This window comes from Nocardia takedensis NBRC 100417 (genome assembly GCF_000308695.1).
Lineage (GTDB): Bacteria > Actinomycetota > Actinomycetes > Mycobacteriales > Mycobacteriaceae > Nocardia > Nocardia takedensis.
The window spans coordinates 1-15,092 of record NZ_BAGG01000056.1; the positions used below are offsets into that span (position 1 = coordinate 1).

The 15,092-nt window shown below is 69.3% G+C and carries 13 protein-coding genes and 1 pseudogene; 3 read left to right on the forward strand and 11 right to left on the reverse strand.

What is annotated here, in order from left to right:
• Positions 1-201: 201 nt before the first annotated feature.
• The 3 genes from ON30_RS11400 to ON30_RS11410 all read right to left on the reverse strand — a co-directional run bounded on the left by ON30_RS11400 (position 202) and on the right by ON30_RS11410 (position 1,796).
• Positions 202-663 (reverse strand): hemerythrin domain-containing protein, encoded by a 462-nt coding sequence (locus ON30_RS11400; protein ID WP_040706462.1) that lies wholly within the window; start codon positions 661-663, stop codon positions 202-204.
• Positions 664-840: 177 nt separating this feature from the next.
• A complete protein-coding gene (locus ON30_RS11405) occupies positions 841-1,233 on the reverse strand; it encodes a DUF4870 domain-containing protein (protein ID WP_040706463.1) in 393 nt (130 codons plus the stop codon).
• 44 nt (positions 1,234-1,277) lie between these two features.
• A complete protein-coding gene (locus tag ON30_RS11410) occupies positions 1,278-1,796 on the reverse strand; it encodes a MarR family winged helix-turn-helix transcriptional regulator (RefSeq protein ID WP_040706465.1) in 519 nt (172 codons plus the stop codon).
• Between the two features lie 92 nt (positions 1,797-1,888).
• On the opposite strand from ON30_RS11410, the gene ON30_RS11415 reads away from it, so the two are divergent.
• Entirely contained in the window at positions 1,889-2,695 is an 807-nt protein-coding gene (locus ON30_RS11415) for an SDR family NAD(P)-dependent oxidoreductase (protein ID WP_040706466.1), read from the forward strand.
• Between the two features lie 70 nt (positions 2,696-2,765).
• Here ON30_RS11415 and ON30_RS11420 read toward each other — a convergent pair whose 3' ends face one another.
• The 7 genes and pseudogenes from ON30_RS11420 to ON30_RS11450 form a co-directional block, all read right to left on the reverse strand.
• Positions 2,766-4,922, reverse strand: coding sequence for a sensor histidine kinase (locus ON30_RS11420; RefSeq protein ID WP_157183694.1), 2,157 nt, complete (start codon positions 4,920-4,922; stop codon positions 2,766-2,768).
• Between the two features lie 354 nt (positions 4,923-5,276).
• Positions 5,277-6,323, reverse strand: coding sequence for an alpha/beta hydrolase (locus tag ON30_RS11425; protein ID WP_040706468.1), 1,047 nt, complete (start codon positions 6,321-6,323; stop codon positions 5,277-5,279).
• A gap of 353 nt (positions 6,324-6,676) precedes the next feature.
• Positions 6,677-7,882, reverse strand: coding sequence for a hypothetical protein (locus tag ON30_RS11430; protein ID WP_051029196.1), 1,206 nt, complete (start codon positions 7,880-7,882; stop codon positions 6,677-6,679).
• A 91-nt stretch (positions 7,883-7,973) separates the two neighbouring features.
• Positions 7,974-8,876 carry an IS5 family transposase gene (locus tag ON30_RS11435; protein WP_040706469.1) on the reverse strand — a complete coding sequence of 301 codons (903 nt, stop codon included), beginning with the start codon at positions 8,874-8,876 and terminating at the stop codon, positions 7,974-7,976.
• 151 nt (positions 8,877-9,027) lie between these two features.
• Positions 9,028-10,320 (reverse strand): annotated as a pseudogene (locus ON30_RS11440) (AAA family ATPase); the annotation flags it as partial.
• Positions 10,317-11,774, reverse strand: coding sequence for a 3' terminal RNA ribose 2'-O-methyltransferase Hen1 (locus ON30_RS11445; protein ID WP_040706502.1), 1,458 nt, complete (start codon positions 11,772-11,774; stop codon positions 10,317-10,319). The pseudogene ON30_RS11440 and the gene ON30_RS11445, both read right to left, overlap by 4 nt.
• A gap of 90 nt (positions 11,775-11,864) precedes the next feature.
• The gene (locus ON30_RS11450) at positions 11,865-13,298 is read right to left on the reverse strand and encodes an MFS transporter (protein ID WP_373282537.1); all 1,434 of its coding nucleotides are present in this window, start codon (positions 13,296-13,298) and stop codon (positions 11,865-11,867) included.
• 180 nt (positions 13,299-13,478) lie between these two features.
• Between ON30_RS11450 and ON30_RS11455 the strand changes: the two genes are divergently transcribed.
• Entirely contained in the window at positions 13,479-13,961 is a 483-nt protein-coding gene (locus tag ON30_RS11455) for a MarR family winged helix-turn-helix transcriptional regulator (RefSeq protein WP_040706471.1), read from the forward strand.
• A gap of 50 nt (positions 13,962-14,011) precedes the next feature.
• Positions 14,012-14,569, forward strand: a complete 558-nt coding sequence (locus ON30_RS11460) for a TetR family transcriptional regulator (RefSeq protein ID WP_040706505.1) — start codon at positions 14,012-14,014, stop codon at positions 14,567-14,569.
• 6 nt (positions 14,570-14,575) lie between these two features.
• Here ON30_RS11460 and ON30_RS11465 read toward each other — a convergent pair whose 3' ends face one another.
• Complete coding sequence (locus ON30_RS11465; protein ID WP_040706472.1) at positions 14,576-14,926, reverse strand: hypothetical protein; 351 nt, start codon at positions 14,924-14,926, stop codon at positions 14,576-14,578.
• Positions 14,927-15,092 lie beyond the last annotated feature (166 nt).

A 15,092-nucleotide genomic window follows, 5' to 3' on the forward strand; every position in this document is an offset into this window, starting at 1 on the left:
TTAGGCGGACGGATCTTCCGGCTGCGTCGGGAAGCACCACATCCTCCGTCGGCGGGACCGGAAGATCAGTCCGTGCGCCACTGTAATGCCTCTCGGTCCGTCGGAGGCCATTACCGAGGGATCCGATTCCGGTTGTTCCGTGGTGGTTCCAGTAGTGGTCGCTATTCTGGAACCGTTCGAGATCCATGATGGCAGAACAGGTTACAGCGAGCCCGGCAGAGTGTCGGAGTCGAGATCGAGGGTATCGAGGATCGCGAGCAGTTGCCGTTCCTCGTAGCGGAAGTGGTTCTCCATGATCGCCGCGATGCCTTCCAGGTGGAAGTCCAGATCGGCGGGTGTGACCGAAGTGTCGACGGCGGACTGCAGTTCGGTGAGCAGGTGCGCGATCATCGCATGGTCCTGCTCCAGGTTCCGGATGGTTTTGCGCAGGTCCGGGTATGCCGCTGCTATGCCGGAAAACAGGGTGCGGTCCTCGGCTTCGTGATGGCTGGTCAGAGCGACGCAGAAGGTGTGGCAGTGCGTCAGCAGGTCGCGGCTCGCTGCTGTCGGGTCGCCGGCGTCGAGGGTTGCGCGAGTGTGTACCAGTGTGGTTCGCAAGCGTGCGTGGACATTTCGCATTTCGGTGCTCCAGGCGATGAGCCTGGTCTTCTCGCCCTCAGTCACGGGAGGGCGAAGGGAACGACATCATCTCGTCGCACTCCTTCGGGTTCCACGCCTCCATGCCTGACACGGCCTGTCATCGACACGCGACGTTGTTGCCAACCTAGCATCGTGTCGCCGTGCATGGGCAATGGCGACGGCCCGAGATCGCCTCGGGCCGTCGCCCTTCGTGGTGCGTCGCTATTTGATCGCGGCGGCCAGTTTTTCGGCGTAGGGGGTGGTGAGTTTGCCGACGAGGGGGAGTTCGGCGCGGTGTCCGCCGGTTTTGTTGGCTTGGAGCATGGCCATGATCCAGACGGCGAGGGCGAGCAGGCCGAGGGCGAGTCCGGCGAGGCTGAAGACGATGCCGAGGGTTCCGAGGAGTGAGCCGAGGACCGACAGGGCGATGTTGAGGATGGTGACGGCTCCGAAGAAGACGGTGGATTGGGCGGCGTGGTGTTTGACGTCGGGGTCGTTCTTGGCGAGGTAGAGGAAGACGATGCCGGTGAGCCAGCCGAGGGCGTAGGAGAGGATGGCGCTGGTCTTCTTGTCGGGGCCGGTGGACTGCGGGGCGGGGTGCGGAGAAGTTGTCATGGGGTAAGTAGATGCTGAGCCCGTCGCCTACCGATCCCAGGTTTTCAGGGCGAGACCGCCGGGTGCGGGTCGGGAGCCGGTGTGCCCGAGGGGGGTTGCCTGCCGTCCTCGTCCTGGATGGCCCGCATGATCCGCTGCGAGATCTCCCGGAGTTGCCGGGCCTGCGGTTTGGTCAGGCGGTCCAGGACCAGTCGGTGGACGAGTCGGGCGTGGCCCGGGGTGGCGTCGCGGAACTTGTCGTGTCCGAGGTCGGTGAGCGAGGCCAGGGTGTAGCGGCCGTCGGCGGGATCGGGCATCCGGCGGATCCAGCCCTTGGTCTCGAGTCGGGTGGCCGCGCGGGAGAGCCTGGACAGTGTGCTGTTCGCGTAGCCGGCGAGGACGCTCATGCGGAGCGTGCGCTCGGGTGCGGCGGCCAGCGCGTAGAGGATGCCGTACTCGAAGTGCGTCAACTGGGCGTCGCGGTGGAGTTGGGCGTCCAGTGTGGGCGGCAGCCACTCGAGGATCGTCGCCAGGGCGGCCCAGGTCGCGAGGTGCTCGCCTGTCAGTTCGCTGGAGTCCGGCATGTCGTCAGCGTACGTCACATGACTTGCTCGGGAAAGTCATGGGGCGTACGTTTTACTTGACTGGGAAAGTCAGCATCGAGACATATCGGCAGATGGAGGCGTATACGGTGGATCTGGAACTGGCGGGTAAGCGGGCCTTCGTGAGCGGGTCGACGCAGGGCATCGGCTACGCGATCGCCGAGGCGTTGCTCGCGGAGGGCGCGTCCGTCGTCGTCAACGGACGTGCGGAAGCGCGGGTGGCCGCCGCGGTCGAGAAACTGCGGGACGCCCACCCGGAGGCGGCCGTGTCCGGACTCGCGGCCGACTTCGCGGATCCCGAGCAGGTGCGACGGATGCTCGACGTGCTCGGCGAGGTCGACATCCTCGTGAACAACGTGGGCGTCTTCGACGTCGCCGCCTTCGAGGAGATCTCCGACGACGACTGGCGACGCTACTTCGAGGTCAATGTGATGAGCGGGGTGCGTCTGTCCCGGCACGCGCTACCGGCGATGCTGGCGCGTGGCTGGGGGCGCATTCTGTTCATCAGCAGCGAGTCGGGTGTGAACGTGCCCGCCGACATGACCCACTACGGGGTGACCAAGGCGGGCATGCTCGCTCTCGGCAACGGGTTGGCCAAACGGACGCGCGGCACGGGCGTCACAGTCAACACCATTCTCGGCGGGCCGACGTACTCCGAAGGCGTCGCGCGGGCCGTCGAACAGATCTCCCTGGAGCGGGAGGTGCCCGCGGAACAGATCAAGAGCGCTGTCGCGGCGGGCAATACGACCTCGCTGCTGGAGCGTTTCCTCGAGCCCGTGGAGATCGCCAGGCTGGCAACCTATTTGGCCAGCCCGGTGTCCTCCGCGACCAACGGCGCGGCCGTGCGCGCCGACGGAGGTGTGCTCACGACGATCCTGTGACGGCCGGTGCGGCGGTGAGAATTCCGTCGTTCGCGGCCGAAAGCGCCACCCTCCGTTCGCGAGGAGTCCGCTACTCCGCTCGGTCGGTGTCGCCTTGGTCCTCGGTGTGTTCCCGACTCGCACGACCCTGTCGGGTGCCTTTCTCGATCGCCGACATGAGATCGCGCGCTTGGTCGGCGGAGCGTGGTCGGGAAGGGGCGGCCGACTCGGACTGCTCGGGTGTCTCGAGCGGCCTGCGTCGCGGTAGCGGCGCGCCGGGCAGAGTGGGGGAGATCCGGTGCGCATTCCGCTCGCCGTCGGGGGCGACGAGGGTGGTCGGGACGATCACGATCGCTTTCACGCCGCCGTAGTCCGATTCGGCGAGCCGGACCGAGATGCCGTGGCGTTCGGCGAGTTTCGCGACGACGAACAGTCCGAGCCGGGCATCGGTGGACAGCGTCTCGACGCTGAAGTCCGGCGGTCGGGCCAGCAGTTCGTTGCGTTCGACGAGTTCGTCGGCGGGGATGCCGAGCCCTTGGTCGGTGATCTCCAGGGCGATGCCGCGGCCCACCTGGTTGCCGGTGATGTCGACCCGCGAATTCGGCGGGGAGAACGCGGTGGCGTTGTCGGTGAGTTCGGCGAGCAGGTGCACGAGGTCGGCCACGGCCGTGCCGATGATGTGCAGGTCGGGCAACTTCGCGGTGTGGATGCGGGTGTAGTCGTTGCTCTCGGCCACCGCCGCCCGCACGACGTCGATCAGCGGAATGGGGTTGCGCCACTGCCGGCCCGGTTCGTCACCGCCCAGGATGATCAGGTTCTCGGCGTTGCGGCGGGACCGGGTGGCCAGGTGGTCGAGCTGGAACAGGACGTCGAGTTTGGCCGGATCCTGTTCTTCGCGTTCGGCGTTGTCGAGCAGGGCGAGTTGGCGGTGCACGATGACCTGGCTGCGGTGGGCGATGTTCAAGAAGACCGCGCTGACGCCCGAGCGGGTCTTGAATTCGGCGACGGCCGCGGCCACGGCGGAGGAGTGGGCGCGGTTGAACGCGTCGGCGATCTGACCGAGTTCGTCACGCCCGAATTTCAGGGGCTCCATGTCGACGGTGCTGTCGGAGCGGGTGCCCTCGGTGAGCGCGCGAATGGTCTCGGGGAGTTGATCGTCGGCCAGTTCGAGGGTCTGCTGACGCAGTCGGCGCATGCGTCCGATGAGACGGTTGGTCAACCACAGCGCGGCCAGGAAGGCCAGCACGACCAATCCCGCGATCGCGAACGCGCCGCGCAGCGAATCGCTTTCGCGCTGTTCGCCCGCGGCGATCGCGCGGGCGTGCGCGTCGGCGCTCTGGTCCTGCCACAGCTTCAGCAGCGCCGTCTGGACCTCGCTGGTGGCCTGGGCCCACTCACCGGTGTTCAACGAGGAAGCGCCGGAACCGGTTTGGGTGCGCGACGTGCTCGATGTCGAGGGACGTTCGTCGGATTGCGGAGTCGTCAGCAGCGCGCCGATTCGGGTGAAGGATTCGCCCATCGCGACGAATCGCTGCCAGGCCCGACCGTCGGTGATCGCCGCCAACTGCGCCTGGCGTTGTCCGGCCAGGACATCGTCGGCGTAGCCGAGTTCGGCCCGTGCGTCCCCGAAATTGCGGGTGAAGGCCGAGAAGTCGGCGGCCGAGAGCTGATCGGTCAGCAGCGCCGTCGTCGCGATGCCGACCGCCTTGGCCATCGCCTCGCCGGCGCGCAGCATCGGGATGCCGCGCACGGTGTCGACCGCGATGGCCGCGTCCGGGGCGACCGTGGCGGCGATCAGATTGCCCGACACGATCGTGTCGATGATGGTGCTGTAGGCGTCGAAGACCTGCTCGCGCGGCATCGCCCGCGCGTCCACGGCGCTGCGCAGTCCCGGCATCGAGGCGTAGAGCAAGTCGAAGCCCGCCATGTCGTCGATGAGTTCGGGACGCACGTCGCGTGAGGTCGCGCTGTAGGTGAGCAGCGAGGTAAGGGCGCGGTCGGAATCGGCCCTGGCGGTGGCCAAGGCGGTGTTCGCGGACTCGTCACCGGCCAACACCAGCATCGAGGCGGCGCGCTCGGACTGGAACGTCTCGATCATGGTGATCGCGGGCGTGGTGGTCGACGCGGAGAACTCCGCCCATTCCTTGGACTTGCGCCCGTCGTCGATCAGGTAGGCGGCGGCGCCGACGCCGATGCCCATCAACGCGACGCTCGGGATGAGCACGATGATCAGCAGCCTCGCGCGCACCCCCACGGGCGTGCGGGGTCGGCTGCGACCGGGGATCGCGGACGAGAATTTCTGGACGAACCTGCTGCCGAGCACCGTTGATCGAGCCTGCTTCTGGGCGTGTTCCGCCCCTGTGTGACCGGTGTCGCGGAGAAACCGGACCTGGATATCTTGTGTCGCGGGCCACCCTATCGGCGGGTAACGTGGTTACGCAATGGCATTCGACGGGACGGTGTTCTGGGTGGGGCCGATTTCCTCGAATCGAGCCGCCCGCGGACCGGCTGTCCTACGTCGGCCGGTACGAGGGTTGCGGGCGGCGGACGCGCCGGATTTCGAGCTGTCCGCTCGCGGGTGTGTCCCGCCGTCGAGACGGGCTCAGCGCGAGGTGGACGGGTTCAGGGCCTGGGAGAGCACCGCCCAGGCGCGGGGCAGTTGCGCCTCGAAGTCGACCCAGGTGTGCATGCCCGCGGGCGAGTACTCGACGGTCGCGGGAATCTTCAATTCGGTCAGGCGGTTCGCGAGGCGTTCGGTGCAGACCCGCGCGCCCGCCTCGAGTGCCGCGCCGCCGCCCGCCGTGCCGAGGGCGGCCGGGATGTCGGTGGCCTGGGCCACGGCGATGAGGTCCGCGTTGGTCGGCGCGCCCGAACTGGCGGACAAGTAGACGGCGGTGTCGCGCAGACGTTCGGCCCCGAGCACGGTGTCGTGAGCCGCCCACTCCGGCGAATCCGGGGGACCCCACAGGTTGGTCGGATTGCCGCCCCGCGAGGCGACGGTGATCGTGGTGATGGCGTGGCCGAGCGGGTCGGCGGTGGAGTAGCAGCCGCTCATGCCCGCGACCGCCTTGTACAGGCCCGGATGACGCTGGGTGAGCATCATGGCCGCCTGCGCGCCCATCGACACGCCCGCGATGGCGCGCGCGCCGCTCGAGCGCAGCAGCGATTCGACGATGGGCGGCAACTCCTCGGTGAGGAATGTCTCCCACCGGTTCAGGCCCAGCGCCGCGTCGTGGCGCTCCCAGTCGCTGTACATGCTGCCGGTGCCGCCGCCGGTCAGGACGACGTCCACGGGTTTGTCGGCGAAGAACTGCGCCGCGCCGCCCTTGGTGAGCCAACCCGAGGTCGCCTCGCCGTCGACGCCGTCGAGCAGATAGAGCGTGGGACGAGGGCCGGAACCGCTTCCGCGCAGCACGTCGACCTCGACCACGCGGTGCATCGCCGCGGAGGCGATGTGCAGGCGTTCCCAGCGCGGCGCGATGGTCTCGGTGCGCAGCAGGCCGGTCCTGGTCATGTTGGGGTCGACCGCCGGTGCGGGCGTGGGGCCGGTCGGGTCCGTCGGCGCCGCGCTCACGGGGCCGACGGCACACAGTGTCAAAGCCGCGGCGGCGGCCAGCGCGGCGGCTGTCAACGGTACTCGTCTGCTCATGTAGCGGGGGCTCCTCGATCGCCTGCCGGGTCAGGCATCTCGACACTAGGAGTCCGGGCTCCTACCTGGAATGCGTAATACCCTTTGTTGGGCGAATTCAACAGTCGCGCGCGGACTGATGAGGGACAGTCACAAAGGCAACCGCTCGGCAACGCGCCGAATCTTTGCTATTCGCAGGTGGATTGTGTCGACGCATTGCCGGTGGTTCGGGTGGAATCAGGGTCTTCTCGTTCGGTGAATTGTGTAATCGGTCACTCGACCCTGAATGAAACGTCCCTATTTCAAATCGGCGGCGAATTGCTCGACAATCGCGGTTTGCGTCATGTCGAATCGCTATTTGTCGACGGGAAAGGTCAGAGGCGGGGGTCGACGGGTTCGGATTCGGAGGCGAGGACGGCGAAGACGGCTTCGTGGACGCGCCAGAGGGGTTCGCCGGCGACGAAACGGTCGAGAGATTCCAGGCCGAGGGCGTATTCGCGCAGGGCCATCGAGCGTTTGCGGCCGAGGCGGCGTTGCCGGAGTTGGCGCAGGTTCTCCTCGTGGAGGTATTCGGGGCCGTAGATGATGCGGAGGTATTCGGGGCCGCGGCATTTGATGCCCGGCTGGACCGGGCGCTCGCCCTCGACGGGAGTGGGGTCGAAGGGTTTGACGACCATGCCTTCGCCGCCGCGTGCGGTCAGGGCGGTCCACCATTCGGTGGCGGCGGCGACCTCGTCGGAGGAGGACAGGTCGACGGTGCGCCGGTCGGTGCGGGTCAGCAGTGCCGGGTCGGCGGTGACGAGGCGGTCGAGGCGTTCGAAGTGCCAGTCGTGCGGGCGCGCCGCGTGGTTCGCACCCGCCCCCGCGAGGATGCGGAACGGGGCCAGGCGCAGGCCGTCGATGCCGTCGACGGGGGCGCAGTAGCGGCCGTAGGCGGAAATGAAGGCGTGCGCGTCGGCGGCGCGTCGTGCGGTGCGCGTGGCGAGGTCGGTGACGTCGAGGCCGCGGGCGGCGGCCTCGGCGAGGACACCGGCGGTCGCGTCGAGGGCGGCGCGGGCCGACGCGCCCACGGCGGCGTAGCGATCGCGGATCAGCCCGAGAGCTTTGGCCGACCAGGGCAGGAGTTCGGCGTCGAGCGCGAGCCAGTCGGAGTCGAGATCCTCGAACAGGCCGCAGTGTTCGGCGGCGGCGCGCAGGCGCGACAGGACGGAGTCGGTGAGCGCGGCGTCGTCGAAGAAGGGGCGGCCGGTGCGGGTGTGGACGACGCCGGTGCTGTCGTCCTCGACGCCGAAGCGCTCGCGCGCGGCCCGCGCGGATCGGGCCAGCACGACGATCGCGCGCGAACCCATGTGCTTCTCCTCGCACACCACCTTCCGCACGCCCGCCTCGCGGAAGTACGCGAACGCCTCGGCCGGATGTTCCAGGAGGCCGTCCAGGTCGGACGCGGCGCTCGGCGACATGGTCGGCGGGAGGTGGATCAGCCAGCGCGGGGCGATCGCGAAGCATCTCATGACCTCCAGGGCGGCCGCGGCGTTCTCCTCGCGCACGCTGACACGGCCGAGGTGGCGGGTCTCGACCACGCGGCGGCCGAGGACGTCGTCCAGATCGAGGGCCCCGGGGTCGCGGCTAGGTTCTGTGCCGAAGTCGAGTGAGGGTGGTTGAGGTCGGCTCTCATCCGTGTCGTAGCCATTGATTGATGGCGGCGACATGGATTGTGGCCAGGTAGCGGACGGCGAGTTTGTCGAATCGGGTGGCGACCGCTCGATGCTGTTTGAGCTGGTTGATGCTGCGCTCGACGGTGTTGCGGTCCTGGTAGCGCTCACGATCGAAGGCCGGTGGCCGCCCGCCCGCGCGGCCGCGATGGCGACGATGACGGGCCTGGTCGGCCGGGACCGGGATCGTGGCCTTGATCCCTCGCCTCCGCAACCAGTCCCGGTTCGCTCGACTGGAATACGCCTTGTCGGCCAGTACCCGATCCGGGCGAGTTCTGGACCGCCCGACCGCCCTGGCGACCTCGATCGCATCCAACACCGCCACGAACTGCGGGCTGTCACCGGCCTGACCAGCGGTGATCAGCATCGCCAGTACCCGAGCGCCGTGATCACAGGCCACATGCACCTTGGTGGTCCAGCCGCCCCGCGAGCGGCCCAAACCGTGATCGGGTGGTTCGGGCGCACCGTAACCGCCGGGCGGTTCGACCTGACGATCGCTCTCACGCCGGGCACCGGCGGCGTGGGGATGGGCTCGCACGATGGTCGAGTCCACGCTCACCTGCCACCCGATCCGCCCGGCCGCGTCCGCGAACACCTGCAACGACTTCACGATCACCAACCACACCCCACCGCGTTGCCAGCGGCGGAACAACCCGTACACCGCCGACCACGACCCGTACTGCGGCGGGACATCACGCCACGGGCACCCGACCCGGGTCCGCCACCGGATCCCATCGATGAGCTGCCTTCTCGTCCACTGCGGCGGGCGGCCCGCCTTCCTGTTGCGGGGCAGCAACGGCACCAACCGCGCCCACTGGGCATCGGTCAGATCCGCTCGCCCCGCGACCGCTACGCTGGCCAACGAGGTCTCCGTCTATTACAGGTTTGCTTGGTCGCTAACCCGAAATACCGGAGACCTCACCCATTCACAAACCCGGCCAACACCTTCCAACGAACCTGCTGGGCCAGTCGCTCTCACTTCGGCACAGAACCCAGCTAGGCGCGGCCTCGCCGAGGGGGCGCACCGGCTCGTACCAGACCTGTTGCGCGGGAACGGAGATCGTCTCCCGTTCGGGATAGCGCAGGGCGGTCAGACTGCCGCCGAAGACGACGCCGGTGTCCAGGCACAGGGTGTTGTTGATCCAGCGCGGTTCGTCGACGGGGGTGTGCCCGTAGACGACGGTCGCTCGGCCCCGGTATTCCCGGGCCCACGGATAGCGCTCGGGCAACCCGTATTCGTCTGTCTCGCCGGTGGTCTCGCCGTACATGGCGAAGGCGCGGACGCGGCCGGAGGCGCGACCGTGGTACTGCTCCTTCAATCCGGCGTGGGCGACGACGAGTCGGCCGCCGTCGAGGACGTAGTGGCTGAGCAGTCCGCGGCAGAACGCGTGCGCCTCGGCGCGGAACGCCTCGTCCTGCACCGCGAGCTGAGCCAGGGATTCGGCCAAGCCGTGGCTGGGCTTGACGTTCTTGCCATCGAGCGCCCGGACCAGCTTGTTCTCGTGGTTTCCCGTGACGCACAGCGCCGTTCCGGCGGCGACCATTCCCATCACCAGGCGCAGCACGCCGGGAGTGTCCGGGCCGCGGTCGACCAGATCGCCGACGAACACGGCGATCCGGCCGTCCGGGTGCCGCGCGTCGACCGCCCGGCCGCGGTCGTCGCGATCGATGCGGTAGCCGAGGCGGTCGAGCAAGGTCTCCAGTTCGGCGCGGCAGCCGTGGACGTCGCCGATGATGTCGAACGGCCCGGCCAGCTCGCGCTTGTCGGTCCACGCCTTCTCGTCCACGATGGTGGCGGCCGCGACGGCCTCGACGCCGCGCAGGACGTGCACCTTGCGGAAACCTTCGCGCGCCAAGCCGCGCAGGCCGCGGCGCAGATCCTGCTGCTGTCTGCGCACGACGTGATCGCCGAGGCCCGCGCGTTCGGGACGTCCGGCGTTGCGCTGACGGCAGACGGTGTCGGGGATGTCGAGCACGATCGCGACGGGCAGTACGTCGTGCTCCTTGGCCAGCGCGATCAGCTCCTGCCGGGCCTTGGGTTGGACGTTGGTGGCGTCCACGACGGTCCGCAACCCGCGTCGCAGGCGCACGCCGACGATGTGGCGCAGCAGCGCGAACGCTTCCGGCGTCGCGGATTGGTCGTTCTCGTCGTCGCTGACGATGCCGCGGCAGGTGTCGGAGGAGACGATCGCGGTCGCGGGGAAGTGCTCGCGCGCGAAGGTCGACTTGCCCGAACCGGTGCTGCCGACCAGCACGACCAGCGACAGGTCCGGGACGAGGAGTTCGGAGGTGGCTGTTCCACTCACGCGCGGTTCTCCTTCGTGAATACCGCCAACTGGGTGGGCGCGCCCTGTTCGTCGTCCCAGACGCCCACGGCGACGAAGCGCACGGCGTAGCCGGTGCGGCCGGCGACGGCGCGCGCCCAGTCCTCGAATTGCGCGCGCGTCCACTCGAATCGGTGGTCGTGGTGACGCAGGGCGTGCGGCGCGAGACCTGCGTAGCGGACGTTGGCCTCGGCGTTGGGCGTGGTGACCAGCACGGTCGTGGGGGCCGCCGTGACGAAGACGGCGTGTTCGAGCGCGGCCAGCCGAGGCGGGTCGACGTGCTCGACGACTTCCATGAGGACCGCCGCGTCGTAGCCGCGCAGACGGGCGTCGGTGTAGGTGAGCGAGCCTTGGAGCAGTCGCAGCCGTCGGGCGGTGCGCTCGGGCAGGCGGTCCAGGCGCAGGCGACGCTCGGCCACCGCGAGGGCGCGGGTGGACACGTCGACGCCGACGATCTCCTCGAAATCCTTGTCCGCCAGCAGTTCACGCAGCAGCGCGCCTTCGCCGCAGCCGAGATCCAGCACGCGCCGGGTGCCGGCCGCGCGCAGTTCGGTCAGGACGGCCGCGCGCCGAGCCACGGCCAGCGGCGGGGCGGCCGGCACGGTGTGGGGCCCGTCGGTGTCCGTCGCGGAGGAGTCCGTCGCGGTCGTGTCCTCGACCGCGTCCACCTGTTCGGGTTCGGCGTCGTCGAGTTCGGCCAGTCGGGCCGGCGCGGTGCGCACCAGCGCGTGGCTGCGCGCCAGGTAGCGGCGGGTGATCCACCCGCGTTCGGGGTGTTCGCCCAGCCAGCCCGCCCCGGCGCGGATCAGTTTGTCGACCTCGTCGGCGGCGACCCAGTAGTGCTTGGACCCGTCCAGGACGGGCAGCAGGACATACAGGTGCGAGAGCGCGTCGGCGAGACGGACTTCGCCGGTGAGCGTCAGGTGGACGTAGGGCGAGTCGCCCCATTCGGGGAAGGCCGGGTCCAGCGGCAGCGCGGTCGCGGCCACCTCCCAGCCGAGCGGAGCGAAGACGCGTTCGGCGCGGTCGGGGCCGCCGGGGCAGGGAACCGCGGGCAGGTCGACGCGCAGCGGCGGCGCGGTGCGGGCGAGCTCGGGGCGGGCTTCGCAGCGTCCGCGCAGCGCGGTGCGGAAGACCGAACCCAATGCCACCGACAACAGCGACGACGCCGCGTAGGGGCGGTCGTTGACGTACTGGCACAGACTGAAATCCGACGCGCCGCGCGCATGTCCGCGCACCAGGCGCAGCGGGTCGACCTCGAGGAGCAGCGCCGCGGTGCAGCACCGCTCGTCGGCTCGCGGGTACAGGACGTGCGCGGTGCCGAAGGCCTGCTCGAATGCCTGCGACCGGTCGGGGTTCTTGTGCAGCAGATACCCGAGATCCGTCGCGGGCCAGGACGACTCGCGGTGCGGGGTGCAGGTGATCGTGAGCAGCATCCCGTGATCTTCGCCCGCGTCCGCGACCGGCCGCAACAGGGTTTCGCCGCGTCCGCGAGCCGGTCGGCCAGCGGACGCGGCGCGACGGTCCTAGGCGCGGGCGGGTTCCGGCGCCGGGGTGCGATCGAGGACGGTGTGGCGCACGGGGATGGTGGCGGCGATGATCGCGCCGGCGACGGCCACGCCGCAGCCGATCAGCAGGCCGGTGCGGAAACCGTTCGCGGTGGGGATGAGGTGGCCGCCCGCGGTGATGCTCATCTGGGCGAGGATCGCGCCGACGACGGCGGCCGAGACCGAGGTGCCGATCGCGCGCATCAGGGTGTTGAAGCTGTTGGCGGCGGCGGTTTCCGAATGCGGGATTGCGCCCATGATGAGGGCGGGCATCGCGCCGTAGGCGAAGCCGACACCGGAGTTGATCACGAGGGTGACCACCAGTACGCCCCAGGTGCTGCCCATCAGCGGCAGGGACACCGCGTAGCCCGCGGCGATGACGGCGCATCCGACGACCAGGGTGACCTTGGGGCCGCGGGCGGCCGACAGGCGCGCGCCGACCGGCGAGATCAGCATCATGGTGAGACCGGCGGGCGCCATCCACAGACCCATGGCGAGCATGGACTGGCCGAGGCCGTAGCCGGTGGAGGCGGGCAGTTGCAGCAGTTGCGGGATCAGCAGCGACTGCGCGTACATGGCCATGGCGACGACGATCGAGGCGGCGTTGGTCAGCAGCACCTGGGGTCGGGCGGTGACGCGCAGGTCGACCAGCGGGTTGCGGTCGCGCAGTTCCCACCACCCCCACGCCAGGATGGCCAGCACGGCGACGACGAACAGGATCAGGATCGTCGGGCTGGTCCAGCCCCAGGTCGCGCCCTTGGAGACGCCGAGCAGCAGGCAGACCAGGCCGACGCCGAGGCCGAGCGCGCCGAGGACGTCGAAGCGTCCGGCGGGTCCGTCGGCGGGCACGGCGGGCAGCACCAGGTATATGGCCAGGCCGACGAGGGCGGCCAGCACGGCCGAGCCCCAGAACAGCACGCGCCAGTCGCTGTTCTCCACGACGGCGGCGGCGATGGGCAGGCCGAGCGCGCCGCCGATGCCGAGGGAGGCGCTGATCAAGGCGATGGCCGAACCGAGCTTGTCCTGCGGGACGATGTCGCGGATGGCGCTGATGCCGAGCGGGATGATGCCGACGCCCATGCCCTGCAGGCCGCGGCCGATGATCATCGGGACGACCGAACTCGCGAGCGCGCACACCACCGAACCCAGGACCAGCGGCACGATCGAGGCCAGCAGGATGGGGCGTTTGCCGTACATGTCGCCGAGGCGGCCCGCGACGGGGGTGACGACGGCGCCGACGAGCAGGGTGGCGGTGACCACCCAGGTGGTGTTGGAGGCGGAGCTGTGCAGCAGGTCCGGGAACTGACCCAGTAGTGGCACCACGAGGGTTTGCATCAGCGCGGCGACGATGCCCGCGCAGGCGAGGACGGCCAGTACGGCATTGGGCCGGACGGTGGAGCTGGTTTCGCTCACGGACATCTCCTTGCAGACGGAACCGACGGTGTGCACCCTACATGCGATGTGCATTGTGCACATAATGTGTGTGATGCATGTTTCATGTACGGTGCAGGTACCGTCCGCCCTGGATATCGCGTGGTATACCTGGTTGCGGGCAGCCGGGCGCGGGACGCGCGGGCGGCGGGAAGGACCGCGATGGACGAGGTAGTCGACTCGATCGAGTTCGAGACGATGCTGTTCGGCCGCTACAGCCTCGCCTCGCGCAAACGCGCCGGACGCACCCTGGACCGCAGCGTGTACACGCTGCTGTCCCTGCTGCACGCCGCCGGGCCGATGACCATCGGCCAACTCGGCGAGGGGTTGGGACTAGACGATTCGACCGTCAACCGGCAGACCGCGGCGATGGTGAAGAGCGGTCTGCTCAAACGGATTCCGGACCCGCACGGCGGGATGGCGCGCAAGTTCCGGGTGACGGCCGAGGGGGAGCGGCAGTGGGAGACCCAACGCGCCCACAACATCGGACACATCGACGCCATCCTGGCCGACTGGTCGGGCGCGGATCTGGCCGCCTTCGCCGCCTACCTGGCGCGGTTCAACACCGATATCGAGCGCTACCACGGCAAACCGTGGCCGCGCGGCAACCGCGCGCGGGCCGAGGGCGCGGCGGAGGCGCGGTAGCGGGTGTTCGTCGCGTCGTGGTTACCGACCGGTCCGGTAACGTGGTCCCGATGACAGCGTCGGGGAGGATGAACCGCGGTCCCAAGGCGGCCGCGGGCAACCGTGCGGCGTTGATCCGCGCGGCGCGGGAGGTCTTCGCGGAGAATGGTTTCGAGGCCGCGCTGAGTTCCATCGCGCGGGCCGCCGGAGTCGGGCAGGGCGTGCTCTACCGGCACTTCCCGACCAGGGAGAGTCTGGCGCTGGCGGTGTTCGACGAGAACATCGTCGAGGTGGAGGCGCTGGCCGCCGACCCCGCGACCACCCTGGACGACGTCCTGTCGGTCATCGTCGACCAGATCACCACCTCGGCGGCCTTCATCGCCATGCTCGACCCCACCGCCACCGACGACCCGCGCCTGCTGGAGGTGTCGGTGCGGTTGGCCACGCTGCTGGGTCGCAAGCTCGACGATCCGGCCCAGCGCGGTCGCCTGCATCCCGACCTGGGCGCGGGCGAGGTGGTGATGGCCCTGTCGATGCTGGCCGCGGTGGTGACCAAGGCGGGCCCGCAGGTCAAGCGCGAGGTCGCCGCGCAGGCGTGGAAGGTGCTCGACCGCGGGTTGACCCGCTGAGTCGAATCACCGTGCGGGGCGCGGGCTCTCGACGCCGCCGCGCTGGCGCGTGGTGACCCGCACCGGTCCGTGCCAGCCGCAGGGCAGCCCGCAACTGGGGTGTATCGCGGTGTCGACCCGGCCGGTGTCGTAGCGGCGCACCGTGGCGGTCGCCTGCGCGAAATAGCCGCAGCGCGGACATTTCTCGAAGAAGTCGAGCAGATCGGTCACCGTGGTGACGACGGTGGATTCCTCGGCGGGAACCGCGGGGCGGGCGTCGATGACCACGGATTCCCCTGGGGGCGTGGTGATTCCGGCGCGGTGGTCGGTGGGGGGCGTGCGGTGGGGGTATCCGGCGCGGCCGGTGTGATCGAGCACGGTGAGTACTGCCTTGCTGCGGTGCGGTCGACTCCGTGGGAGCCCTGACCGACATGATGGTAATGACATTCGCTTTCGATGGTGGCCGAATTCTCCTGAATGTTCCCTGAGGTTTTCGGAGTTGCCGGTCGAGCGAACGGTATACCGGATAGTTATGTCCGGTGGT